The sequence below is a fragment of the Streptomyces tuirus genome (assembly GCF_014701095.1).
GTDB lineage: Bacteria > Actinomycetota > Actinomycetes > Streptomycetales > Streptomycetaceae > Streptomyces > Streptomyces tuirus.
Window position 1 is genome coordinate 3,035,342 of sequence record NZ_AP023439.1, and the last position, 24,707, is coordinate 3,060,048.

The following is a 24,707-nucleotide window of genomic DNA, read 5'->3' on the forward strand; positions in this document are numbered from 1 at the left end:
TCAGAAGGGGGGATCGTTGAAGAGCGAGCCGGTGCGGACCGGTGTGACCGGCTCGGACTCACGCCGCTGGAGGAGTGCGACGGCGTCTTTGACGCGGCCCAGGTCGATGAGGTGGCCGGCCAGGTCATGGCTGTTCGCGAAGGCGTGCTGTTCGAGGACGGCAACAGCCTCCTCGGTGCGTCCGGCGACGGCGAGCAGCCCGGCGATGTGCGGCGCCGCGTACGAGGTGGCGCCCTCGGGGTGGGAGCGGGCCCGTGCGATCGCTTCGTCGACGCCGTCACGGGCAGCGATCAGCGGCAGCCGTATCCAGTACAGGTCCCAGTCCTCAGCGCCCCCGCGCGCGGCAGCGAGGGCGTCGAGGTGCGCCAGGCCGTCCTCGGGGCGGCCCTGTTCGAGGCACAGCTCGGACCACGTGTGCAGGATCCAGTCGTCCCCGTTGTGGTCCTCGGCCAGGACCCGCATCACCTCGACCGCTTCGTCCCCCCGGCCGTGCCGTGCCAGGAGCTGCGCCAGTTGCACCGCACCGTGGCACGGGTGGATCGGCGAGTCGCCCGGCTGCCGGTGGACGGCGATCGCGCCTTCCACGTCACCGCGCTCCTCCAGCACCTCGGCCAGGCGCCGCGCGGCATGACCGAGGGACTCGGTCGCCGCGTACGCACGCAGTTCCTCGATCCGATCGTGTCTCGCCAGCAGGTCGGCCAGCTGGTCGTGGTTGTTGACGGAGGTGCTGTGCTGCCGGGTACGCAGCAGGGCGATCGCTTCGTCGACGCGTCCCTGGCGTTCACGGATCGTGGCCAGCAGCCCGATCGCCGTGTCGGGGTCGAGACCGCGGCAGCACCACGGGCTGTCGCACCGGTGCCGAGCCGGGATCCGGGCAGCGAGCAGCGCGGCGATGTCCTCGTCCCGGCCTGCTCCTTCGGCGACGTCGACCAGAGCGGTGGCGAGAAGCCAGTCGTCGATTCCCGCGCTCAGCCGGGTGACCGCCTCGTCCGTACGCCCGTGCCGGGCCAGCAGGCGCGCGAAGAACTCCAGCGGGTTCCCTCCCGTGGCCGCGTACGGCCGGGCCAGCGCGATCGCCTCCTCTGCCCGCTCCCAGCTCTCCAGCAGTTCCGCCTGGGTCCGGGCGGCCGGCCACCAGCCCGTGGCGACGTACGGAGCGAGCACCTCCAGCGCCTGGGCCCGCCGACCCCGGTCACCGAGCAGCCGCGCCCACTCCCGCGCGCAGAACCATTCCCCTCGACCGGCCTGGACCTCCACCTCCTCACCGTGGCCGAGCTCGAGAAGCCGGGAGACCAGGAGCGGAGGAATGCAGCCGGACATGGTCCGGGCCTGGCGGTCGAGATCGGCGGCGTCCATGACCGCGCACCTTAGCCGCCGCGTCCGGCGGGCCCCGCAGCCCCCGGCAGGGAAGGTCATCGGGACGCTGTCAGTCCTGACACTGCTTCGACATCATCGCCTTGTCCGCCGTAGTCACCGCGAGGTCGTACTTGAGGGCCACCTGTGCGAAGCGGACCGCGTACGAGCAGCGGATCGACTTGTTCGGCGGCAGCCAGGACGCCGGGCCCGAGTCCCGCTTGGCGGAGTTCGTGGAGCCCGAGACCGGCAGAAGATTCAGCACATCGTTGGCCAGCTGCTCCCGCTTCTCCTTGCTCCACCGCGAGGCACCCAGCTGCCAGGCGTACGACAGCGGCACCACGTGGTCTATCTGCACCTCGGTGGCTTTCGCCTTCTTCCAGGCGATGTCTTTGCCGGTGTACGGGTCGTACAGGTCCATCGACACGACCACGCAGTCGGAACCCCTGCGGAACTCGACGTCCCGTCCATGGAGTTTCAGCAAGTCGTTCCGCGTGTCGCAACCGTTCCTCGCCAGCGGCACACCGTCCGCCGTGTCCATCCAGGCGTAGCCGAACTCGTCCCGTTCGTAGCCGGTCCTGGGGCCGCGGCCCTTCGTCGCCACCTTGTCGGTCAGGGCGCGCGCCCTCTCCTTGTCTGCGCCGGAGGTGACCGCCGCCAGTCCCGGTTCGGTGCCGCCCGGGTTGTCCAGCGGGTTCGCGGCCCGTCCGGCGCCGGCCGCCGGGGCGCCGGAACCGGAGGCTCCACCGCCGTCCGCGGGCGGGGCCAACCCCTCGCAGCCGGCCAGTGCCGAACCGGTGAACACCATCGCGACAGCCAGTGCCGCCCCGCCCCTCAGACGCGTCACCCTGCGCCCCTCCTCCGTCTGTTCCGCTCCGGCACGGGCGGCCCGCGCCCGGTCACACCGTAGCGAGGAAGAGGTTCAGACCACATCGGGCCTCAATGCGCATTCTTCACATCTGGCGCGTATCGTCGATTCTGAGTCATCTCCGGAGGGAGCTTTGCATGGGCATCTTCGACAAGTTCAAGAGCCAGGCGCGGAACAAGGGCAAGCAGGGCTCTGACGCCGCGGAAGAGCGGACCAACGAGAGGACCGGCGGCAAGTACGAAGACCAGGTCGACTCCGGCCAGCAGCGCGTCGAGGGCTCGCTGGGCATGGACCGCGACCGGGAACGGCCCGAACAGCAGTAAGGCCTCCGACTCCGAGGCCGTCCGCGGAGACCCATGGATGTCTCCCGCGGGCGGCCGCAGGTGTTCCACGACCGCCGCGAGCCGGTCGCCGTGCGCGACCGGCTCAGCCGGGTACCGCGTCAGGCCGACGCGCACAAGCCCGGCAGCGGCCCCGCCGCACCGGGCAACCGGTGCACAGGCACGGACGGTGGCCTGACGTGCCCTCAGCGCAGCCGACGCGTCACGACCCCAGCACCGACGTCAGGAACTCCCCGACCCACGCCAGCAGTTCCCGCCCGACCAGCGGCTTGCCGCCCACCTTCGCGGTCTTCGGGCGCGGCACCAGCACCTGGTGCACGGCCGGCTTGATGACGACGCCGGGGTACAGCCGCTTCAGCCGCAGCTCCTGCGACTCGCGCAACTCCACCGGCGCGAACCGGATGTTGTTGCCCTGGAGCACGATCTCGCCGACGTCGCACGCCCGCGCGAACATGCGCAGACCCGCGACGAGCAGCAGGTTCTCCACCGGTTCGGGCAGCTTGCCGTAGCGGTCGACGAGTTCCTCGCGGACCGCCTTGATGTCCTCCTCCGAGTTGGCGGAGGCGATGGCGCGGTACGCCTGGAGGCGGAGGCGCTCGCCCGGCGCGTAGTCGTGCGGGACATGCGCGTCGACGGGCAGCTCGATCTTGACCTCGAGCGGCGGCTCCTCCTCGATCTCGCCGGTCTCCAGCTGGCGCCGGTAGTCGGCGACGGCCTCGCCGACCATCCGCACGTACAGGTCGAAGCCGACGCCCGCGATGTGGCCGGACTGCTCGCCGCCGAGGAGGTTGCCCGCGCCGCGGATCTCCAGGTCCTTCATGGCCACGTACATACCGGCGCCCATCTCCGTGTGCTGGGCGATGGTCGCGAGCCGCTCGTGCGCGGTCTCGGTCAGCGGCTTCTCCGGCGGATAGAGGAAGTAGGCGTAGCCGCGCTCGCGGCCCCGCCCCACCCGGCCGCGCAGCTGGTGCAGCTGGGAGAGGCCGAAGTTGTCGCCGCGCTCCACGATCAGGGTGTTGGCGTTGGAGATGTCGATGCCGGACTCCACGATCGTCGTGGACACCAGCACATCGAACTTCTTCTCCCAGAAGTCGACGACGACCTGCTCCAGCGCCTGCTCCGACATCTGCCCGTGCGCGGTGGCGATGCGCGCCTCGGGGACGATCTCGCGCAGCCGGGCCGCCGCGCGGTCGATCGACTCGACGCGGTTGTGGATGTAGAAGACCTGGCCCTCGCGCAGCAGCTCACGGCGGATGGCGGCGCCGATCTGCTTCTCCTCGTAGGGGCCGACGAAGGTCAGGACCGGGTGGCGCTCCTCCGGCGGGGTGGTGATCGTCGACATCTCGCGGATGCCGGTGACCGCCATCTCCAGCGTCCTGGGGATCGGGGTCGCGGACATCGTCAGCACGTCGACGTTCGCGCGGAGCTTCTTCAGCTGCTCCTTGTGCTCGACGCCGAAACGCTGCTCCTCGTCGACGATGACCAGGCCGAGGTCCTTGAACTTCGTCTCGGACGAGAACAGCCGGTGGGTGCCGATGACGATGTCGACCGAGCCCTCGCGCAGGCCCTCCAGGACCGCCTTGGCCTCGGTGTCGGTCTGGAAGCGGGACAGGGCCTTCACGTTCACCGGGAACTGCGCGTACCGCTCGCTGAACGTCCCGAAGTGCTGCTGCACCAGCAGCGTCGTGGGCACCAGGACGGCCACCTGCTTGCCGTCCTGGACGGCCTTGAAGGCGGCGCGGACCGCGATCTCCGTCTTGCCGTAGCCGACGTCGCCGCAGATCAGGCGGTCCATCGGGACCGTCTTCTCCATGTCCTCCTTGACCTCGGCGATGGTGGTGAGCTGGTCGGGCGTCTCCGCGTAGGGGAAGGCGTCCTCCAGTTCGCGCTGCCAGGGGGTGTCCGGGCCGAAGGCGTGCCCGGGGGCGGCCATGCGCGCGCTGTACAGCTTGATGAGGTCGGCCGCGATCTCCTTGACGGCCTTCTTCGCGCGGGCCTTGGTCTTCGTCCAGTCGGCGCCGCCGAGGCGGTGCAGCGTGGGGGCCTCGCCGCCGACGTACTTGGTGATCTGCTCCAGCTGGTCGGTGGGGATGTAGAGGCGGTCGCCGGGCTGGCCGCGCTTGGCGGGGGCGTACTCGACGACCAGGTACTCCCGGGTGGCGCCCTGGACGGTGCGCTGCACCATCTCGATGTAGCGGCCCACGCCGTGCTGCTCGTGGACGATGTAGTCGCCCGGCTCCAGGGTGAGCGGGTCGATGGTCTTGCGGCGGCGGGCCGGCATGCGGGCGCCCTCGCGGCCGGACGCCTTCTGACCCGACAGGTCGGTCTCGGTCAGGACGGCGAGCCGTAGGGCCGGGTCGACGAAGCCGTGGTCGATCGAGCCGCACGCCACGTGCACGACGGACGGGGAGATCTCGGCGAGGTCGGAGTCGAGGCGGGCGGCGATGCCCTCGCCGCCCAGCACCTCGACCGTGCGGGCCGCCGGGCCGTGCCCCTCGGTGACGAACACCGCGCGCCAGCCGTCGGCGAGCCAGCCCTTGGTGTCGGCGAGGGCCTTGGCGGTGTCGCCGCGGTAGGTCTCCGGGGCGTGCATGCCGAGCTTGAGGGTGTCCCCGTCGAGCTCCTCGTCGGCGGCGAACGGCGACACCGACCACCACATCATGTCCAGCTCGCGGGCCCGGTCCCGGACGTCCGCGATGGACCACAGGGAGGCCGCGCCGACGTCGATGGGAGCCTCGCCGCCCCCGGCGGTGGCGGCCCAGGATGCCTGCAGGAACTCCTGGGAGGTGGCCACGAGGTCCGACGCGCGCGTGCGGACCCGCTCCGGGTCGCACACGACGGCCATGGCGCCCTTGGGCAGCACGTCGAGCAGCAGCTCCATGTCGTCGACGAGGACCGGCGCGAGGGACTCCATGCCCTCGACGGCGATGCCCTCGGCGATCTTGCCGAGCAGTTCACCGAGCTCGGGATGCTGTTCGGCGAGGGCGGCCGCGCGCGTGCGGACGTCCTCGGTGAGCAGCAGCTCACGGCACGGCGGCGCCCACAGCCCGTGCTCGGCGACTTCGAGGGAGCGCTGGTCGGCGACCTTGAAGTAGCGGATCTCCTCGACGTCGTCACCCCAGAACTCGACGCGCAGGGGGTGCTCCTCGGTGGGCGGGAACACGTCCAGGATGCCGCCGCGCACGGCGAACTCGCCGCGCTTCTCGACAAGCTCCACGCGCGCGTAGGCGGCCGCCGAGAGGGCTTCGACGATCTCGCCGAGGTCGGTGGTCTGCCCGGTCCTCAGGGAGACCGGTTCCAGGTCGCCGAGGCCCTTGACCTGGGGCTGGAGCACGGACCGGACGGGCGCGACGACCACGGAGACCGGGCCGGTCTCGGGGTCGTCGGGGCGGGGGTGGGCCAGGCGGCGCAGGACGGCCAGGCGGCGGCCGACGGTGTCGCTGCGCGGGCTGAGCCGCTCGTGCGGGAGCGTCTCCCAGGACGGGTACTCCACGACTTCCTCGGCCGGCAGAAGGGAGCGCAGGGCCGCGGTCAGGTCCTCCGCCTCACGGCCCGTCGCCGTGACCGCCAGCACCGGGCGGCCCGTCTCACGGGCCAGGGCGGCGATGGCGAAAGGCCGGGCCGCGGGGGGGCCGACCATGTCGACGTGCATGCGGTTGCCGTCTGCGGCCGCCCTGATCGCTTCCGCGAGGGCGGCGTCCTTGACTACGGCGTCGAGCAGACCGTGCAGGCTCATGGGGGGTGGTTTCCGTCCAGGGGGTGGGCAACACGACTGGCCCGACGCGCGTCGCGGGCCGGGGGTCTCCAGCGTACGTCGCTGCGCGGCTCGGCGTCGGGCCTGTGGATGGCGCCCCGGTGTGAGCCCTGCCGCGCACAGCACCCGGCGCCGGGAAGTCCTGGAGCGGACTTCCCGGCGCCGGGCCCCCCGCAACCCCCGTGTGCGGTGGTTCCCCGGGATGACGGTGTGCCGGCCGGCTACTCCGTCGCGATCGCGTTCAGGACGTTCATCCGGCCCGCCCGGAACGCCGGGATCAGTGCGGCGAACAGGCCCACGAACGCCGAGCCGATGAAGACGCCGATGATCGTCGGCCAGGGGATGTCCAGGACCCCCAGGCCCTCCAGGGCGAGCAGCTGCTGTGCCGTGGCGCCCCAGCCCATGCCCAGACCGAGGCCCAGCAGGGCGCCGAAGAGGGCGATGACCACCGACTCCATGCGGATCATGCGGCGCAGCTGGCGGCGGGACAGGCCGATCGCCCGCATCAGGCCGATCTCCCTGGTGCGTTCCACCACCGACAGGGCCAGGGTGTTCACCACACCGAGGATGGCCACGATGATCGCCAGGGCCAGCAGGCCGTAGATCATGTTGAGCAGCTGGCCGATCTGGTCCTTCAGGGCGTCCTTGTAGTCGGTCTGGTCGCGCACGATGTACTGCGGGTAGTCGTGCAGCGCCGACTTCAGGGACTTGTAGGCGGCGTCCTGCTGCCCCTCCTTGGCGCTGGCGAAGACCAGCGAGTCCAACGGCATCCTGTCGGCCGGGACGTACTTGGCCAGCGTCGAGATGGACGTGTACATCGCGCCCGCGTCGATCACGACGTCGCTGCTGGTGATCGCCCGGACCGTCAGGTCGGCCGCGGAGCCGTCCTTGAAGGCGACCTTGATCTTGGATCCGAGGGTGATGCCGTGGTCCTCGGCGAACTTCTCGTGGACCGACATCGAGTCGGGCTTGTAGGCGTCGGGCAGCTTGCCGGCCACGGTCTCGGTGCGCAGGTCGGTCGCGTACGACGGGTCGGCCGCCGTGACCGCCGTGTCCTTGAGCGTCTTGCCGTCAGGAGTGGTGAAGTCCGCCTTGGTCCACTTGTACTCGGTGACCCGTGCCAGGTCCGGCGACGACTTCACGGCCTTGACCGCCTGCGGGGTGATCAGCTGGCCCTGGTCGGACTGGATGATGAAGTCCGTGCCGACGGTCTTGTCGAGCTGGTCGGTGGCGGACGCCACCATGGAGGAGCCGACGACGGACAGGCACGCCACGAGGGCGAGGCCGATCATCAGCGCGGCGCCCGTCGCTCCGGTGCGGCGCGGGTTGCGCAGGGCGTTGCGCTCGGCCATACGGCCCACGGGCCCGAACATCCGCAGCAGGACGGCACCGAGGACGCGGACCACCGCGCCGGCGAGCAGCGGGCCGATGACGACGAACCCGATCAGCGACAGCACCACGCCGAGGCCGAGCCACATCGAGCCGTCCTTGGCCTTGTCGGCCGCCGCCGCGAGGTAGAGGGCGAAGCCGCCGGTGCCGGTGAGGACCGTGCCGATCGCGGCGCGGATCCAGCCGGCCTTGGCGTCGGCAGGGGCTCCCGCGTCGCGCAGTGCGGCCATCGGGGAGATCTTGCCGGCGCGCCGGGCGGGCAGGTAGGCGGCCAGGACGGTGACGACCACGCCGAGGACGAGGCCGACCACCGGGGTCGTCCAGGCCACGGTCAGATCGTCGGTGGACAGTTCCATGCCCATCTGGCCCATGAGCTTCATCAGGCCGACGGCGAGGCCGACGCCCGCGCCGACGCCGAGCACCGAGCCGACGAAGCCGAGCAGCAGCGCCTCGGCCAGCACGGAGCGGTTGACCTGCTTGCGGGAGGAGCCGATGGCCCGCATCAGGCCGATCTCCCGGGTGCGCTGGGCGACCAGCATGGAGAAGGTGTTGATGATCAGGAAGATGCCGACGAGGAAGGCGATCCCGGCGAAGCCGAGCATCGCGTACTTCATGACGTTCATGAAGCTCGCGACGTCCTTCTGGTTGGCGTCGGTGGTCTCCTTGGCCGTCTTCACCTGGAAGTCGCCGCCGAGTTCGGCCGTGACGTTCTTCTTCAGCTGTGCGTCGCTGACGCCGGCGGCCGCGGTGACGTTGACGTTGGTGTAGACGTCGCTCTCGCCGACAAGGGTCTGCTGGGCGGTCTTGGTGTCGACGTAGAAGATCGCGGCGCCGGGGTTGGTGACGGTGAAGTCGGCGATGCCGGAGATCTTCGCGGTGTGGGTGCCGACGGCGCTGATCACGCCGATCTCGTCGCCGAGCTTCAGGTCGTGCTTGTCGGCGGTGTCGGCGTCGACCATGATCTGTTCGGGGCCCTTGGGCGCCACACCCGAGGTGATCTTCATGGTGCGGGCGTCGGTGTCGTTCCAGTTGCCCACGATGGTCGGGGCGCCGCTGGAGGGCGACAGATTGTCCTTGTCGCCGTCGACGACCGTCACCGAGGTGGAGAACACCGTTCCCTCGGCGGACTTCACGCCCTGCGCCTTGCGGACCTCACCCAGCACGGAGGCCGGCATGACCGGCGGCTTGCCGTTGTCGGCGGTGGTCTCGCCGCTGTCGGAGGCGCCCTTCGCGCTCACCGTCACGTCGGAGGAGGTGGCCGCGAAGAGCTTGTCGAACGTGGTCGACATGGTGTCCGTGAAGACGAGGGTGCCGCAGACGAAGGCGACCGACAGCAGGACGGCGATCGCGGAGAGCGCCATCCGCCCCTTGTGCGCGAAGAAGTTGCGCATCGAGGTCTTCATGACGGTCATGACGTGCGCCCCCGGGCGTCGAAGTCCTTCATGCGGTCGAGGACGGCCTCAGCGGTCGGCTTGTACATCTCGTCGACGATGCGGCCGTCGGCGAGGTACAGCACCCGGTCGGCGTAGCTCGCGGCCACCGGGTCGTGGGTGACCATCACGATGGTCTGGCCCAGTTCGTCGACGGACCGGCGCAGGAAGCCGAGGACCTCGGCGCCGGCGCGCGAGTCGAGGTTTCCGGTCGGCTCGTCCCCGAAGATGATCTCGGGACGGGCCGCGAGGGCCCGCGCCACGGCGACGCGCTGCTGCTGGCCGCCGGACAGCTGGGTGGGGCGGTGCTTGAGGCGGTCGGCGAGCCCGACGGTCTCCACGACCCGCGTCAGCCACTCCTTGTCCGGCTTGCGGCCCGCGATGTCCATGGGCAGCGTGATGTTCTCGATGGCGTTGAGCGTCGGCAGCAGGTTGAACGCCTGGAAGATGAACCCGATCCGGTCCCGGCGCAGCCGCGTGAGCTTCTTGTCCTTGAGGCCCGTGATCTCGGTCTCGTCGAGGTAGATCTGGCCGTCCGTCACGGTGTCGAGTCCGGCGAGGCAGTGCATGAGCGTGGATTTGCCGGACCCCGAGGGGCCCATGATCGCGGTGAACTGGCCGCGTGCGATGTCCACATCGACGTGGTCGAGGGCGACGACGCGGGTCTCACCGGATCCGTACGCCTTCACGACCTGCCGCGCCCGCGCGGCAACGGCCGTACGCCCTCCAGTACCCCCGTGCCTGGGAATGGTCACAGCCGAAGTCACGGTATGTCTCCTATATCGGTCAGCAGATGGTGAAGGCGGTCGCCTGATCGACAGCCGCTGTGCGCGTTGCCGGACCAGGGGTCCGTTCGACGCGTTGTCAGTCTCCCGGCGGGGAGGGGTCCCGCGCCCTGGTGTTCAGCGCAGTCTTTTGCTGTGGAAAACCCCACCCCCGCCGGTGTGCCAACCGCCCCCCGGCGGCGTAAAGCCAGGTTAAGGACGAGCCCCCGCCCGTCTCGTCCTCCGCCGGTACGAACCCTCCCCAGGTCGTAGTACGGAGGTACCCCTAGGGGCAGTCCACCGCAGGGTGGAGGCGATCTCAGGGTTTGCTCCACCTGTCGGCCCAGTCAGGCTCCACCCTCCCGCTGCGTCAGGGTCAAGTGGGAAGCTGTCCGCGGCAGGTAGGTGCAAGGGGCAGGCATACGACGGGACCCGTGGCGCGGGGGCGGCCGGGGCGAGGGGGAGGCACCGGGTGGGCAGCACCAGTTCCGCGGCACGAGAGGCCGCACGTCCCGCCACGACCGGCCGGCGCGGAGCCGTCGTCGCGGCGCTGATGCTGTCGATGGCGCTGGCGGCGCTCGACGCGACCATCGTCTCGACGGCCGTCCCGCAGATCGTGGGGGACCTCGGCGGTTTCTCCGTCTTCTCCTGGCTGTTCTCCGGCTATCTGCTGGCCGTGACCGTCACCCTGCCTGTGTACGGCAAGCTCTCCGACACCTTCGGCCGCAAACCGGTCCTCATAGCCGGGTCGGTGGTCTTCCTGCTCGGGTCCCTGCTGTGCGCGGTGGCCTGGAACATGGGGGCGCTCATCGCCTTCCGCGTCGTGCAGGGCCTGGGCGGCGGCGCGCTCCAGGGCACGGTGCAGACCCTGGCCGCCGACCTGTATCCGCTGAAGGACCGGCCCAAGATCCAGTCGAAGCTGTCGACGGTGTGGGCGGTGTCCGCGGTGGCCGGCCCGGGCCTGGGCGGGGTGCTCGCGGCGTACGCGGACTGGCGCTGGATCTTCCTGATCAACCTTCCGATCGGCGCGCTCGCGCTGTGGCTGATCGTCCGTCACCTGCACGAGCCGGAGCGGGAAGCCACCCCGCACGCGCGCGTGGACTGGGCGGGCGCGCTGGCGGTGTTCGCCTGCGGCGGCGTGCTGCTCACGGCCCTGGTGCAGGGCGGAGTGGCGTGGCCGTGGCTGTCGGCGCCCTCGCTGGCGCTGTTCGGTGCGGGGCTCGCCCTGGTCGTGGTGGTGGTGCTGGTGGAGCGCCGGGCGGCGGAGCCGATCATCCCGGGCTGGGTGTGGCGGCGCCGTACGATCGCCGCGGTCAATCTCGCCCTGGGCGCGCTGGGCCTGCTGATGGTCGCGCCGTCGGTGTTCCTGCCCACCTACGCCCAGTCGGTGCTGGGCCTGGCACCGGTGGCCGCCGGATTCGTGCTGTCCGTCTGGACGTTGAGCTGGCCCGTGTCGGCGGCGCTGAGCCAGCACGTGTACCGCAGGATCGGCTTCCGCAACACGGCGATGCTGGGCATCGGCACGGCCGCGCTGATCCTGTTCGCGTTCCCCTTCCTGCCCTATCCCGGGCAGGCGTGGCAGCCGACGCTGCTGATGCTGCTGCTGGGCGCCGCGCTGGGCCTGTTCCAGCTGCCGCTCATCGTCGGTGTGCAGTCGACGGTGGGATGGGCGGAGCGTGGGACGACGACCGCGTCCGTGCTGTTCTGCCGCCAGACCGGCCAGACGATCGGCGCCGCGCTGTTCGGCGCGGTCGCCAACGGGGTGCTGGCCGCCAGGCTCGGCGGTGCGGGCGACCTGGACTCGGTGACGCGGGCGCTCGGTCCGGGCACGGCACCCGAGGCGACCCGGCGCGCGATCGCCGACGCGGTGCACGCGGTCTACCTCGGCGCGGCGGGCGCGGCCGCCCTGGCGTTCCTGGTGCTGCTGTTCCTCGCGCCCCGGACATTCCCGGTGCTCAAGGACTGAGGGCGTCCGTATCCTCACCCCATGGTGACCATGGAGCCCCTGCGGGCGGACCACGCGGACGCGCTGCTGGCGTTCGAGCGTGCGAACCGGGCGTGCTTCGCGCGTACGGTGCCGGACCGCGGGGACGCCTTCTTCACACCGGCGGGGTTCGCGGCCCGCCTTGGGGCACTCCTCGACGAGCAGCACGCGCGCGTGTGCCGCTTCCATGTGGTCCTCGGGGAGGACGGCGAGCTGATCGGCCGGGTGAACCTGATGGATCTGGCCGACGGCAGCGCCGAACTCGGCTACCGCGTCGGCGAACAGGCCGCCGGCCGGGGCGTGGCGACGGCAGCCGTCGCGCAGGTGTGCCGGCTGGCGGCCACCGACTACGGCCTGACGTCCCTCACCGCGCGCACGACCCTCGACAACCCCGCCTCCATGAGGGTCCTGACCCGCAACGGCTTCACGTGGGCGGAGAACACGACGGTGGGCGGACAACCGGGGGTCCGCTACGTCCTCCGGTCCCTCGACGCCGCCCCCGACAGCCCTTCGGTGTTCCGGCGTCCCGGGCGCTGATCCACCTCAGGTGACGCGCCCGGACCTGCGAAAAGTCGGAGTTAACGCGGGTAACACCCGAGGCCGGAGAAGTATGCGCGCCTACCGACCGATCAGTTTGTCGAAACCCTCGCGCTCGACCCCTACTCCGAAGTAGCGTGCAGGGCTCCCACCCCCCACCTCCCTGCGGCCCGCCGCACCGGATCCAACCCTCGCAAGGAGTACCGGGATGTCCTACGACCCGTCCCCGTCCTACCCGTACCGACCACCCGACTCGTCCCCACCCCCGCCCCCGTCCCACGACCCGTACACGTACGACACCTACCCCTGGGCACCGCAGGAGGCGCCCGAACCGGCCGAACGGCGTCCCCAGCGCCACGCCGCGCTCGGGCACCACAGCGACCTGCGGGTCCTGCGCAGCGCCTACCGCTGGCAGCGACGCGTGGCCACGCTCACGGCGCTCGGCTACTTCGTCCTGTTCCTGATCCTGTCGGCGTTCGCGCCGTCGTTCATGACCAGCACCGTCACCGACGGCCTGCCCCTCGGTCTGCTGCTCGCGCTCCTCCAGGTCCCCGTCACCTGGCTGGCGATCGCCCTGTACGAGCGGACGGCCCGCCGCCGCGTCGACCCGATCGCGGACCACATACGCAAGAACGCCGAGCTGGACGCGAAACGAGAGGGGACGCGGTGAACACCGACTTCAGCGGCAACGCCCAGGCCATGTCCCTGGTCGGCTTCTCCGCCGTCGCCACGATCACGCTGCTGCTGTGCGTGATGACGGGCCCGGACCGGGACGACCTGGACGAGTTCTACACCGGCTACAGCTCCCTGTCCCCCATGCGCAACGGCCTGGCCATCGCGGGCGACTACATCTCCGCCGCGACCGTCCTCGGCACCGGTGGCGTCATCGCGCTGTTCGGCTACGACGGGATCGTGCTGGCCCTGAGCACGGCGCTGTCGCTGATGCTGCTGATGTTCCTGCTGGCCGAACCGCTGCGCAACGCCGGCCGGTTCACCATGGGCGACGCGTTGACCCGCCGGATGCAGGGACGCGGGGTCCGCATCGCGGCCTGCGCGGTGACCCTGGCGGCGCTGCTGCCGCTGATGCTGGTCCAGCTGGCGGGGACCGGGCAGCTGATGGCGTTCATCCTCGGCTTCTCCGGCGAGTCACTGCAGACCGGCTGCATCATCGGCGTGGGCGCGCTGATGATCAGCTACGCGGCGATCGGGGGGATGAAGGGCACCGCCCTCATCCAGATCCTGAAGATCGTGATGCTGCTCGGCTCCGGCCTGATCATCGCGGTGCTGATCCTGAACCGGTTCGACTGGGACCCGGGAGCCCTGTTCGACGCGGCCGCGCAGAACAGCGGCGTGGGCTCGGCCTTCGTCTCCTCGGGCCTGCAGTTCTCCGGCGGCCCCAACCCCGACCTGGACATGATCACCGCACAGCTGACGGTGGTCCTCGGCGGTGCCGTCCTGCCGCACGTCACCATGCGCATGTACACGGCCTCCAGCGCCCGGCAGGTGCGGCGCTCCATGTCCTGGGCGGTGTCGGGCGTGGCCCTGTTCGTGCTCGTCATCACGGTCGTCGGCTTCGGCGCGACCGCGCTGGTCGGGCGGGAGCTGATCGCGCAGGTCGACCCGCAGGGCAACACGGCGTATCTGCTCGGATCGAAGGCGGCGTTCGGCGCGGACGTGTCGTGGGTGGAGACACTCCTGTTCACGACCGTCACCACGGCGGTCTTCCTCACGCTGCTCGCCTCCGTCGCCGGCATGATCCTGGCCTGCGCCAACTCCCTCGCGCACGACGTGTTCGCGGCCCGGGTGCAGGAGATGTCACAGCGGCGCGAGATGACCGTGGCGCGGCTGTCGGCACTGGCCGTCGGCGCCCCCGCGATCCTCCTGGCCACCCAGGTCCAGCACCGCAGCCTGCAATGGCTGGTGACGCTGTCCTTCTGCCTGGGCGCCTCGGCCATCGCGCCCGCGCTGGTCTACAGCCTGTTCTGGCGCCGCTACACGCGCACGGGCCTGCTCAGCACGCTCATCGGCGGCTCCCTGGCGGTCCTGTTGCTGATGCCGGGCACCAACCTGGTCTCCGGGTCACCCCTCTCCGCCTTCCCCGAGGCCGACTTCAACTGGTTCCCGTTCACCACCACGGGCCTGCTCTCCATACCCCTGGGCTTCGCCTGCGGCTGGCTCGGCACGCTGGCCTCCGGCCACCGGAAGTCGGAGGAACACCGCCACCAGTACGAGGCGGTGGAGGGCTGGATCCTGGCGGGCGCGGCCCGACGGGACCAGTGACGCGGGCGGCAGGACAGCCGGGGACGGCTGGCCCTGCCGCCACGGCACACCGGCCCGGCCTGGTCGGCACCCGGCAGCCGGCCGCGTCACAGCGACGGGCCGCTTGCTGCGGGCTGCCGGCGGTTGGCGGTGGGGTTGGCGGTGGGGTTGGCGGGTTGGCGGTGGCGGTTGGCGGGTTGGCGGCCGGATATCTGCCGACAGCCGGCTGGCGGCTGCTTGGCACCGACTTCCGGGTCCGGCTGCCAGGTGCCGGCTGCTGAACGCCGACCACCGGTAGCTGGTCGCCGACCTCGGGCTGCCGGGCCTTGGCCTCCGGCTGCGAACGGCATGCTTCCGGCCCTCGGCCCCAGGCCGCGCCAGCCCTCGGCCCCCGAGCCGCGCACGGCATGCTGCCGACCCTCGGTCGCGGGCCGCGCACGGCATGCCGCCAGCCCTGGGCCCCGGGCCGCGGACCGCATGCCGTCGGCCCTCAGCCCCGGGCGCGCACGGCATGCCCTCGGCCCCGGGCCACCGGGCTCACTCCGACGCCACTCGTCCCGCCCAAGCCGTGAGGCTGGTGTGGACGCGGTTGATGTGGGACCGGGCGTCGTCTCGCTGCTCGGCGTGTTCGCCGAGGAGCCGGTCCGTCTCCTCCGCCACGGCCTCGGCGTGCTCACGGGCCCGGGCGACCAGCTCCGCCGCATGGGCGTGGGCCTCCGCCTCCAGTTCGCGGGCGGAGTCCTCCGCGTCGGCGAAGGCCTGCTCGGCGTCGAACAGCGCTTCCTCGGCGCGCGTCAGCGCCTCCTCGTCATCCGTGCCCGACGCAGCCTCGCGGGCAGCCTCCTCGCGCTCCGCCTCCGCCCACCCTTCGGCCTGCTCCTTGTTCTGCTCGGCCAGCATCCCGGAGGTGCGCCGGCGCATCTCCCGTAGCGCGGCCACCGCCTCGCCCCGCTCTTCCTCCGCCTCACGCCCTGCCACGCCTCGGATCTCGTCGGCCTCGGCGTGCGCGGCGAGCAGCCGCCGGCGGGCGCGTTCGTCGCCGTCGGCGCGTACGGCATCGGCATGCGCCTGCGCGGACTCGCGCACGCCCGCCGCGAACGACCGTGCCGCGTCCACGCGTTGCCCCGCGTCCCGCAGCGCCCCCTCCCGTACGGCAGCGGCCTCCTGCTCGCCGAGTTCGAAGAGCCGCCGCGCACGCTCCCCCAGCGTCTCGTAGTTCTGCGGGGCCAGGCGGGCCACGGCCTCACGCAGCAGCTCCAGTTCCTCGTCCATCCGCCGGGCGAGCACCGTCAGGCGGGCTGCCCTCTCCCAGGCCGCGTCCCGGTCCGCGGAGAGGGACTCGGCGTACGCGTCGACCTGCTCGGGACGGTAGCCGCGCCCCCGCACGGCCGTGAAGCCGTGCGGTGACGCCGTCGCGCTGCTCATCCGGACCCCTCTCCACCACATCGATGCGCAGGCACGCGCACCGACGCGAAGTCGCGCCAGAAATGGGATGATTCAGCGAACATCCTGGTGGATCAGACGGAAGTGTGCATAACGCGACACTCCACACAGAGGTCACGGGCCCACGGCCCGTCAGCCCCAGGTGGTGCCCGCGGGCTCCTGGACGGTCGTGTTGATGCGGTTGAACATGTTGGTGACCGAGACGGTGAGGATCAGCGCGGAGAGTTCCTTCTCGTCGAAGTGGTCGGCCACCTCTTCCCACAGCGCGTCCGGCACCGACTCCCCGGAGAGGTCGGAAAGCCGCGTCATCGCCTCCGTCAGCTTCAGCGCGGCGCGCTCGGCGTCCGAGAAGAAGGGCGCGTGCCGCCAGGCGGCGACCGCCGCGATGCGCTCCTCGCTCGCCCCGGCCTTGCGGAGATTGGCCACGTGCCCGTGCACGCAGGCCCCGCAGCCGTTGATCTGGCTGGCGCGCAGCCCGACGATCTCCGCCACGTCCGGTGCCAGGCCGCCCTCCCCGATCGCCTGGAAGAGGGTGCCGATGCCCTTCATCGCGCCGGAAAGGACGTACGCCGGGTTCGTCATCCGTGCCTGCATGATCTCTGCCTCCTGAGTCGGCGGTGCGTCGTGCGTCGCTGTCACTGCACTGACGGAGCGGCGGAGGGAGATGTGACCGCCCGGCGCGAAAAAAGATGCGGCACGGGCATGAAAAGAGCCGGGCCCGGTCGTACGAGCGACCGGGCCCGGCTCCTTGTGGCACGTCAGCGGCGAGGCGTCACAGCAGTCCGTCCCACATCTGCTCCAGCAGCACCGACCACCAGCTCTCCGGCGACCCCAGTGCCGCAGGGTCGAGCGCGGCCAGCTGAGCCTGGAAGTCGACGGTCCAGCGGCCCGCCTGCTCCTGGTTCAGCCCGAACCGCAGCCGCCACATCCGCCCGAGCAGCGCCAGACAGCGCGTGAACTCCGGCAGCCCGGTGTTCACGAACTGCGGCGGCACGGGCGCCCCGCCCGGCCCCGCCTCCACCGGCACGGCCACGATGTTCGCCGTGCCGTACTGCACGCAGATCGCCTTGCCGAAGTCGCTGCCCATCACCAGGTACGAACCGGCGTCCGAGGCCGGCTGCACCCCGCGCTCGGCCGCCAGCTCCGCCAGCGTCGGAACGGGCCGGCCGGGCTGCGCCTGCGCCCAGAAGAACGGGCCCATGTCCATCGGCAGTCCGGCCGCCACCAGCGTGTGCGCCACCACCGGCGGCACACCCTGCCGCGACACGGCGGCCTGCTCGAACCGGAACACCCCCGGCCCGAACGCGGCCCCCAGCTCCTGCCCGATGGCCTCCGGCGGGATCGGCGGCGCCATCTGCACCGGCGGCAGCGGAGCACGCACCGGCGCAGGGCGCGCCGGACCGTCCGCCACCTGGTGCAACTCACCCTGGTGAGCCAGCAGTTGCTGCATGCCCTGCTGCCGGCTCGCGTGGTCCGTGCCGTACGGCGCGATGCTCGCGATGCGCGCCTGCGGCCACTGCTCCCGGATCATCCGCGCGCAGTACGCACCCGGCAGCTCGCACGACTCCAGCTCGGTGTGCAGCTCCAGCACCTGGTCCGGAGGCACGTTCATGGCCCGCAGCTCGTGGAAGATCTGCCACTCCGGGTGCGGCGTACCCGGCGCGGAACGCCGGATCAGCTGCTGCTCGGAACCGTCCTGCGCGCGGTAGCGCAGCACGGCCTGATAACCGGGCCCGACCGTCGGCTGCCCGGTCGGCTGCTGCGGATAGCCGTACGCCGGCGGCTGCCCGGGGACGGGCTGGCCGGGCGGCGGCATCACACCCGGAGGCATCGCACCCGACGGCATCGCCCCCGGCGGCATGCCGGGCGGCACCGCGCCCGGCATCCCCGGCGGCATCGGCTGCGCACCGGGCGTGCCAGGGGCGCCCGGGGCAGCGGGTGGTGCGCCGGGAGCCTGCGGCGGCGGAGGCACGCCGGGGCCGCCGCCCGCCGGGGGCGTGGCCAGCATGGTCTCGGCATGGTGCACGGGACCCGGACCACCGGGGGCTCCGGGCGCGCCCGGAGGCTGCGGCGGACCGGGCGGGTTGGGAGCACCCGGCGGGTTCGGCATCCCCGGGGGCTGGGGCGCACCCGGAGCACCAGGCGCTCCAGGGGGCGCCGGAGGCTGCGGCGCACCCGGGCCCATCCGGCCCGGATCGGCAAGCATCGTGGCAGCGTGGTGGACACCGCCGGGCGGCGTACCGCCCGGGACGCCCGGAGGACCGGGCGGGGTCGGCGCACCGGGAGCACCGGGAGCACCGGGAGCACCTGGCGGCGGCAGCGGCATGCCCGTCCCCGAAGAGTCCCCGGACGCGGATCCGGAGCCGGGTCCACCCGGGCCATCGGGCCCGAGCGCCGACACCATCTGCGTGGGCACGTAGCCGCCCGCGGGAGTACCCGGCGCACCGGGCCCCGACGGCGGGGGCGTGCCGCCCGGCTGAGCACCGGGCGTCCCCGGGGCACCCGGAGGAGGCGGAGTGGACGGACCGCTACCCCGCCGCCCGGGCGGCGGAGCGGCCTTGCTGGTCACGGCGTCGGCGATGTCCCCGGCGTTCGGAGCGGCCCCCGGCCCGGCGGCCGGCGGAGGCGTACTCCCCTGCGGCGCCTGCGGATACCCGTACGGCTGACCGCCCGGCACGGGCGGAGGCGTACTGCCCTGCGGCACACCACCGGGCGCCGTCCCCGGCCCACCCGGAGCACCCGCAGCACCCGCAGCACCCGCAGCACCCGGCGGCGTCCCCGGCGCACCCGCCGAACCCGCCGAACCCGCCGGATAGCCGTCGTACCCCGGACCACCAGGCGCGGGCGCGGCCCCCGGCCCCTGCGCGTTCGGGTCGTCGACCGCCGGTGACAGTGCCGTCGGCGGCAGCTGGCTGCCGCCCGACATCAGAGTCGTCTTGGCCTCGGCCGCAGCCGAAGGCGGCGCGCTGTCGCTATCACTGTCGGCCCCGCTCAGCGGCGGCGCGAAAACCGTCGCCGGCAGCGGCACGGAACGGTCGTCACCGGCGTCCGCGTTGGTGTCCGTGCCGGCCCAGGGCGTCGCCCCCGCCGGCACACCCGGCACAGCCGGAGCCCCGGAAGCACCCGCACCGGCGTCGGAGTCGGAGTCACCGCCCCCGGCCGCCGGCCACGAGGCACCACTGCCCGGCGCGGGAGCCACCGCCCCGGAACCAACACCGGCCCCAGCACCAGACCCGGAATCCGACCCCCCGGCCGCAGCAGCCCCCTGATCCCCGGCTCCAGCCCCCGCACCCCGCCGATCCGGAATGCCCAGCTTGTCCGCCGCGTCCTGCAACCACTCCGGCGGAGTCAGCAGGAACGACGTCTGATTCAGATCCACCCGCGCCGCGGGCGCCGCCGGTGCCGGCTCGTCCACCGCGTCCGGACGGCCGTACTCCTCCTCGTACCGGCGGATCACCTCACCCACCGGCAGCCCGGGCCACAACGTCGCCTCACCGCTGTCCCGCGCGAGCACCAGCCGCTGCGCGCCACCGTCCGACCGCGGCCCGTCCGCCCGGTCCTCGGCCCACACCACGAACCCGAGATCGAACTCCCGCACCCGCACCTCACGATGCTGATACGACGGCACATCCCCGTTGATCCACTCTTCCGCGCGCTCCTGCGCCTGCGCGAACGTCACCATCGCCGACTCACTCCCCCACGGCCGAGGACGACACCGCACCCACCGGCACCACACGCGCGAACCCGCCGTCCACCATCAGGTTCGCCACCGTCTCCAACTCCGGCGGATTGCCCGCCAGCCGCGACAGGAAGACATCGAAGTCGTCCCCGCACGGCAGCAGCAACCGCTCCACGCGCTCCGCCGGCGGCACCGAGGGATCCACGTCCCGCGCGTCGTCGTACGCGCAGAACCACACCGAACCGATCCGCTCGCCCTTCACCTTCACGGCAAGCAACCCGCCCTGGACGAACGCGATCCCCAGATAGTCCTTCGTCAGATGGTCACGCAGACACTTGTTGACGTACACCAGGTCATTGACCGCCGCCTCGTCGCGCACCGTGAAGAACGGCTGGTCCACCAGCAGCCCCAGCTCCGCGTCCAGCGCGGCACCCACCGGCGCACAGCCACCCGCCGCCTTCAAAAACGACCTGTACGCACCCGGCAACCGGTAGCCGAGATCCTCCTCGACCCCCTGCACCTGCGACTCCGTCACCGCCACACCCGACTTCGGCAGACCGAAATGCGCCGGACGCGTCTCCTGCAACGGCCGCGTGCCCCGCTTCGAATGGTCGACACCCGACGTCGCCACACCCCCGTGATGCCGCAGCAGCGCCTTCACCTCGACCGGAACCAGCTCCAGCCGCCGCGTACCCACCACGTGATGCCACGTCCAGCCGTGCGGCGTCGCCACCGCCGGCACCGTGTCCCACAACTCGTGCCCCGACGCCGACAGCGCCGTGTTCGCCGACACATAGTCCGTCAGCCGCAACTCGTCGACACCGAAACCCTCCGGCGGCTCCGCGATCTCCGCGGCCGCACGCGCGTAAGCCGAGAAGTCGGGGTAACCGTGCTCGTCGACCCGTACCCCTCTCGGGTGACGCGCCGCCCGGACCGGATCCGGGAAGTGCACGACCTGCCCGGCATAGGCCGCGTTCGGCGGCGCGGCTTGCTGCCCGAGCCGACCTGTCGTCATGGCGGTTGCCCCCTGCGGCACTCTGTACGACCCGTATTGACCACCCTTGGCGCACTACGACCCGTATCGACTGTCACTGCACACGCCGACCGCGGATCACCCTCCGGTTCACTGCATCGAGCCCCGAACGGATCACCGCATCGCCCGCGGTGCCGACAGCCTATGCGGTACGACGACACCGGTCACCGGCACCGGCCGGCACCCCCTCCGCTTCCGTGACCAGGCGTCACCCCACCGTGACGCCACACCCCGCTATGGGCGTGTCGCCGCGCCCCAGCTTCCGCACCAGCCACGGCATTTGGCAGTCTGTGACCCCCGGGGGGATGCACGGAGGGGAAGACGATCATGAATGCCACGCAGACGGGACCACACACCGGCAGGTCCGCCGACCCACGAAACGGCGACCCCCGAGGCGGCACCCACGGCACCGGCCCCCAAGCCGGCGACCCACGAGCCACCGACCCCCGAGGCGGCGACCCCCGCATCGGCTGGAGCGCCACCGAGGCAGCCCACGCCCCCGCCCTCCGCCACCGCCGCGACGGCATCCTCCCCACCGTCGCCGCCGCCCTCTCCGTCCGCGGCGCCACCCTCACCGGCACCGCCGCCCGCGGCGACACACCCCCCGCCCTGCACCCCCTCGTCCAGGACTTCCTCGACACCCTCACCAGCGCCCAACGCGACCGCTACACCGGCCGCTGCGCCGAAACCATCCTCATCTCCCGCCACATCGCCGCCGCCGACACCGCCCGCAGCAAACGCGCCGCACGCAAACCCATGACCAACGGCGAGGCACGCAAAGCCCTCAAGCAGGCCAAACTCACCGCCCGACGCATCCGCGAGGACGGCGACCCCCTCCACGGCAGCTTCGCCACCCCCTGCCGCGCCTGCACCGCGCTCAGCGCCCACTTCGGCGTCCGCATAGTCGACCCGGCGTCCGAGAACAGCTGACGCACCCCACCCCCCACACACCCAGCACCACACACCCCGGCGTGCCCCGTCGCGCCACCCCACGACCCCGACGAGACGAACGGCGCATGCACACCGACCGCACCTCCACCACCCGCTTCGCCGTACCCGTCGACGCCGCCCTGCGCGCCGCCGGCTGGCAACCCGGACGCTGGGACATCAAACAAGCCGAAATCTGGGCCGACACCCTGCGCGACCACGCCTCCCCCGCAGGCCACCGCCACACCGTCTTCCCCGCCGCCGTCGAAGCCTGGGCCGAATTCGGCGGACTCCACATCACCCCCAAAGGACCCGGCCGCCAAGTCGCCCCCGCCCACCTCCACCTCGACCCACTGCACGGCCTCCACATGGCCCGCACCCTCGGCGACCTCGGCCGCGCCCTCGGCACCGACGTCTGCCCCCTCGGCACCGAAACCGACAGCCACGCCCTCCTCGCCATCGACACCGACGGCCGCGTCTACACCCTCGACCACACCGGCGACTGGTACCTCGGCCCCGACATCGACCAAGCCCTCGCCACCCTCATCGCCGGCACCGCACCCGCCCGCCTCACCACGACCTGAGCACCACGCCCCGTCACGACGCCGGAATCACCGCCGACACCCGAAAACCCCCCGCATCCGTCGGCCCCGACACAAACACACCCCCCAGCGCCAAAACCCGCTCCCTCATCCCCACCAGCCCGTTCCCCCCCGACGGCAACCCCGCCGACGACGCGGCCTCCTCAGGCGGCTCGTTCTCCACCTGCATCGCGATCTCCGACACCCGATGCGCCACCCGCACATACGTCTTCGCCCCGGCCGCGTGCTTGTGGACGTTCGTCAACGCCTCCTGCACCACCCGATACGCCGTCTGCTCCACCAACGGCGCATACGACCGCACATCCCCCTCCACCGACAACGCCACCACCATCCCCGCGGCAGCCGACTGCCCCACCAACTCCTCCAGCTCCGCCAGACACGGACCCTCGTCATCCGCCGCCCGCGAAGCCGCCGCAGCCGCAGCCACCCCCACCGCCGCCAACGGCACCGACGCCGCCGGCTCCCGCCGCTCACCCGCACCGCTGCGCAGCACCCCGAGCATCTCCCGCAGCTCCGTCAGCGCCTGCCGCCCCATGTCCCCCACCAGCGCGGCATTGCGCACAGCCTTCTCGGGATCCTTCCGCGCCACCGCCTGCAACGCCGCGGCATGCACCACCATCAGACTCACCCGATGCGCCACGACATCGTGCATCTCCCGCGCGATCCGCGTCCGCTCCTCGCCACGGGCCCACTCCGCCCGCTCCTCCGCCCGCTCCGCGAGCAACTGAAGCTCCCGCTCCAGACTGTCCGCCCGCTCCCGCAAGCTCTCCATCAGCCGGCGCCGCGCCCCCACGTACAGACCCAGCAGCACCGGAGGCGCCGTGAACCCCAGCGACATCGTGATCGCCGCGAACGGAACGAACCAGTCCCCTATGTCCAGGTCCCCCCGCGACATGTCCTGCCGCGTCTTCACGAACGTCACGATCAACGTCCCCACCAGCGACATCCCCGCCAGCGAACCGATGATCCGCCGCGGCAGCTCGGCCGCGGCCAGCGTGTACAGGCCGACGACGCCCATCAGGAAACCCATCTCGGCGGGCGTGATCGCGATCGAGACCAGCACGACGGCGATCGGCCACCGGCGCCTCACCAACAGCACGGAACCGGCCAGCAACCCGAAGACGACCCCCGCCGGCACCGGGATCCCCGCGTCCCGCGCGAACGGGATCCCCTCCAACGCGCACTCCAGCGCGGACACCACGGCCAGGCTCGCATCGAACACGGCGCTACGTCGTCTGGCCCACCACCACGGCCCTCCCCGGGCCGTCACATGCTCTTCCCCCGTCGCGGTCATGCCTCCCAGCCTACGGGCGGCCCCCGCCGGTTTTCCGGCGCATTTCCCGGACTGGCCCACACCACACTCCGTGACCGTTCGGCTGCGATACCACCCGATATCCCTCGAACTGCTGAATCGCTCACCGTTCGACCCCGGAGGCACTCATTCCGCCCGGACGGTATGCGTATGACACATGCAGCTGGCAAGTACGCCGACTTCGAGGGACTGCGGGAGAAGGCGGTGGCATTGCGCCGCGCGGGACTGAGCCGACGCCAGATCCGCGACCGCCTCCACGTCGACAACAACGACATCCTCAACCGCCTCCTCCAAGGCGAACCGGCCCCGGCCTGGACAAAGCGCCCGAACGCGAAGGACGACCTGAGGGAGAAGGCAAGGGAACTCCGACTCCAGGGCTGGACATACGACCAGATCCAGGTGGAACTGGGCTGCTCCAAGAGCTCGATCTCACTGTGGGTACGGGATCTGCCGAAGCCGGAGCGTCGCGACCCGACAGAGCAGGCGAAACTGGCAGCGCAACGGAGGTGGGAGCACGAGCTGGCGGCGCGCGACGAGGAACGGCAGCAGACGAAGGAAGCCGCCAGGCAGGCGATCGGCGAGCTCTCCCACCGCGAACTGTTCCTGGCGGGAGTTGTCCTCTACTGGGCCGAGGGCGCAAAGGACAAGGCACACAGCCGACAGCGCCGCGAGAACCTCCAGTTCATCAACAGCGACCCTAACGTCATCGGCTTCTACCTGCGCTGGCTCGATGCGCAGGACGTCGAGCGCGAGCGCCTCCGATTCCGCGTGTACATCCATGAGTCGGCGGACGTGACGGAAGCCGAGTCCTACTGGGCCGAGCTCGTCGGGGTGGACCCCTCGGCTCTCCAACGCACGACACTCAAGAGACACAACCCGAGAACCGTACGTAAGAACGTCGGCGACTCCTATCGAGGCTGCTTGGCCATCTATGTCACCAAGAGCGCCGAGTTGTACCGTCGCATGGAAGGCGCCTGGTACGGCATAGTAGGCGCTGCGCCTGCAGCCGATCTAGAGAATCGGACATAGCAG

At 71.6% G+C, this 24,707-nt stretch carries 18 protein-coding genes; 8 read left to right on the top strand and 10 right to left on the bottom strand.

Annotated elements, in window-relative coordinates:
* Together IGS69_RS13845 and IGS69_RS13850 are read right to left on the bottom strand one after the other, a co-directional pair.
* On the bottom strand, nucleotides 1-1,356 hold the full coding sequence (locus IGS69_RS13845; protein WP_190899621.1) for a tetratricopeptide repeat protein: 1,356 nt from the start codon (nucleotides 1,354-1,356) through the stop codon (nucleotides 1-3).
* A gap of 70 nt (nucleotides 1,357-1,426) precedes the next feature.
* A complete protein-coding gene (locus tag IGS69_RS13850) occupies nucleotides 1,427-2,161 on the bottom strand; it encodes an HNH endonuclease family protein (protein WP_190904490.1) in 735 nt (244 codons plus the stop codon).
* A gap of 197 nt (nucleotides 2,162-2,358) precedes the next feature.
* Here IGS69_RS13850 and IGS69_RS13855 point away from each other — a divergent pair, with 197 nt between their 5' ends.
* The gene (locus tag IGS69_RS13855) at nucleotides 2,359-2,544 is read left to right on the top strand and encodes an antitoxin (protein ID WP_190899623.1); all 186 of its coding nucleotides are present in this window, start codon (nucleotides 2,359-2,361) and stop codon (nucleotides 2,542-2,544) included.
* 220 nt (nucleotides 2,545-2,764) lie between these two features.
* Here IGS69_RS13855 and mfd read toward each other — a convergent pair whose 3' ends face one another.
* The 3 genes from mfd to IGS69_RS13870 form a co-directional block, all read right to left on the bottom strand.
* Nucleotides 2,765-6,298, bottom strand: coding sequence for a transcription-repair coupling factor (gene mfd, locus IGS69_RS13860; protein WP_190899625.1), 3,534 nt, complete (start codon nucleotides 6,296-6,298; stop codon nucleotides 2,765-2,767).
* 239 nt (nucleotides 6,299-6,537) lie between these two features.
* A complete protein-coding gene (locus IGS69_RS13865) occupies nucleotides 6,538-9,117 on the bottom strand; it encodes an ABC transporter permease (protein ID WP_190899627.1) in 2,580 nt (859 codons plus the stop codon).
* Complete coding sequence (locus IGS69_RS13870) at nucleotides 9,114-9,902, bottom strand: ABC transporter ATP-binding protein (protein WP_030844842.1); 789 nt, start codon at nucleotides 9,900-9,902, stop codon at nucleotides 9,114-9,116. The genes IGS69_RS13865 and IGS69_RS13870 overlap by 4 nt, the downstream gene beginning before the upstream one ends.
* Before the next feature lie 469 nt (nucleotides 9,903-10,371).
* Between IGS69_RS13870 and IGS69_RS13875 the strand changes: the two genes are divergently transcribed.
* From IGS69_RS13875 to IGS69_RS13890, 4 genes are all read left to right on the top strand, one after another.
* The gene (locus IGS69_RS13875) at nucleotides 10,372-11,865 is read left to right on the top strand and encodes an MFS transporter (RefSeq protein WP_190899629.1); all 1,494 of its coding nucleotides are present in this window, start codon (nucleotides 10,372-10,374) and stop codon (nucleotides 11,863-11,865) included.
* A gap of 21 nt (nucleotides 11,866-11,886) precedes the next feature.
* On the top strand, nucleotides 11,887-12,420 hold the full coding sequence (locus IGS69_RS13880; RefSeq protein WP_190899631.1) for a GNAT family N-acetyltransferase: 534 nt from the start codon (nucleotides 11,887-11,889) through the stop codon (nucleotides 12,418-12,420).
* A gap of 208 nt (nucleotides 12,421-12,628) precedes the next feature.
* Nucleotides 12,629-13,090 carry a DUF485 domain-containing protein gene (locus tag IGS69_RS13885; protein WP_190899633.1) on the top strand — a complete coding sequence of 154 codons (462 nt, stop codon included), beginning with the start codon at nucleotides 12,629-12,631 and terminating at the stop codon, nucleotides 13,088-13,090.
* A gap of 29 nt (nucleotides 13,091-13,119) precedes the next feature.
* The gene (locus IGS69_RS13890; RefSeq protein WP_385863102.1) at nucleotides 13,120-14,700 is read left to right on the top strand and encodes a sodium/solute symporter; all 1,581 of its coding nucleotides are present in this window, start codon (nucleotides 13,120-13,122) and stop codon (nucleotides 14,698-14,700) included.
* Between the two features lie 516 nt (nucleotides 14,701-15,216).
* Here the strand turns inward: IGS69_RS13890 and IGS69_RS13895 are convergent.
* From IGS69_RS13895 to IGS69_RS13910, 4 genes are all read right to left on the bottom strand, one after another.
* Nucleotides 15,217-16,104, bottom strand: coding sequence for a coiled-coil domain-containing protein (locus IGS69_RS13895; protein WP_190899637.1), 888 nt, complete (start codon nucleotides 16,102-16,104; stop codon nucleotides 15,217-15,219).
* 150 nt (nucleotides 16,105-16,254) lie between these two features.
* Nucleotides 16,255-16,716 (bottom strand): carboxymuconolactone decarboxylase family protein, encoded by a 462-nt coding sequence (locus IGS69_RS13900; protein ID WP_190899639.1) that lies wholly within the window; start codon nucleotides 16,714-16,716, stop codon nucleotides 16,255-16,257.
* Nucleotides 16,717-16,894: 178 nt separating this feature from the next.
* Entirely contained in the window at nucleotides 16,895-19,804 is a 2,910-nt protein-coding gene (locus IGS69_RS13905) for an SUKH-4 family immunity protein (protein ID WP_190899641.1), read from the bottom strand.
* 7 nt (nucleotides 19,805-19,811) lie between these two features.
* On the bottom strand, nucleotides 19,812-20,816 hold the full coding sequence (locus tag IGS69_RS13910) for an SMI1/KNR4 family protein (protein WP_185007719.1): 1,005 nt from the start codon (nucleotides 20,814-20,816) through the stop codon (nucleotides 19,812-19,814).
* Between the two features lie 345 nt (nucleotides 20,817-21,161).
* Between IGS69_RS13910 and IGS69_RS13915 the strand changes: the two genes are divergently transcribed.
* Entirely contained in the window at nucleotides 21,162-21,764 is a 603-nt protein-coding gene (locus tag IGS69_RS13915; RefSeq protein ID WP_190899643.1) for a YwqJ-related putative deaminase, read from the top strand.
* Between the two features lie 86 nt (nucleotides 21,765-21,850).
* Nucleotides 21,851-22,345, top strand: a complete 495-nt coding sequence (locus tag IGS69_RS13920) for an SUKH-3 domain-containing protein (protein WP_190899645.1) — start codon at nucleotides 21,851-21,853, stop codon at nucleotides 22,343-22,345.
* A 13-nt stretch (nucleotides 22,346-22,358) separates the two neighbouring features.
* Here IGS69_RS13920 and IGS69_RS13925 read toward each other — a convergent pair whose 3' ends face one another.
* The gene (locus IGS69_RS13925) at nucleotides 22,359-23,657 is read right to left on the bottom strand and encodes a sensor histidine kinase (protein WP_190899647.1); all 1,299 of its coding nucleotides are present in this window, start codon (nucleotides 23,655-23,657) and stop codon (nucleotides 22,359-22,361) included.
* Nucleotides 23,658-23,825: 168 nt separating this feature from the next.
* Here IGS69_RS13925 and IGS69_RS13930 point away from each other — a divergent pair, with 168 nt between their 5' ends.
* Entirely contained in the window at nucleotides 23,826-24,704 is an 879-nt protein-coding gene (locus IGS69_RS13930; protein ID WP_190899649.1) for a hypothetical protein, read from the top strand.
* The last annotated feature ends 3 nt before the right edge of the window (nucleotides 24,705-24,707 follow it).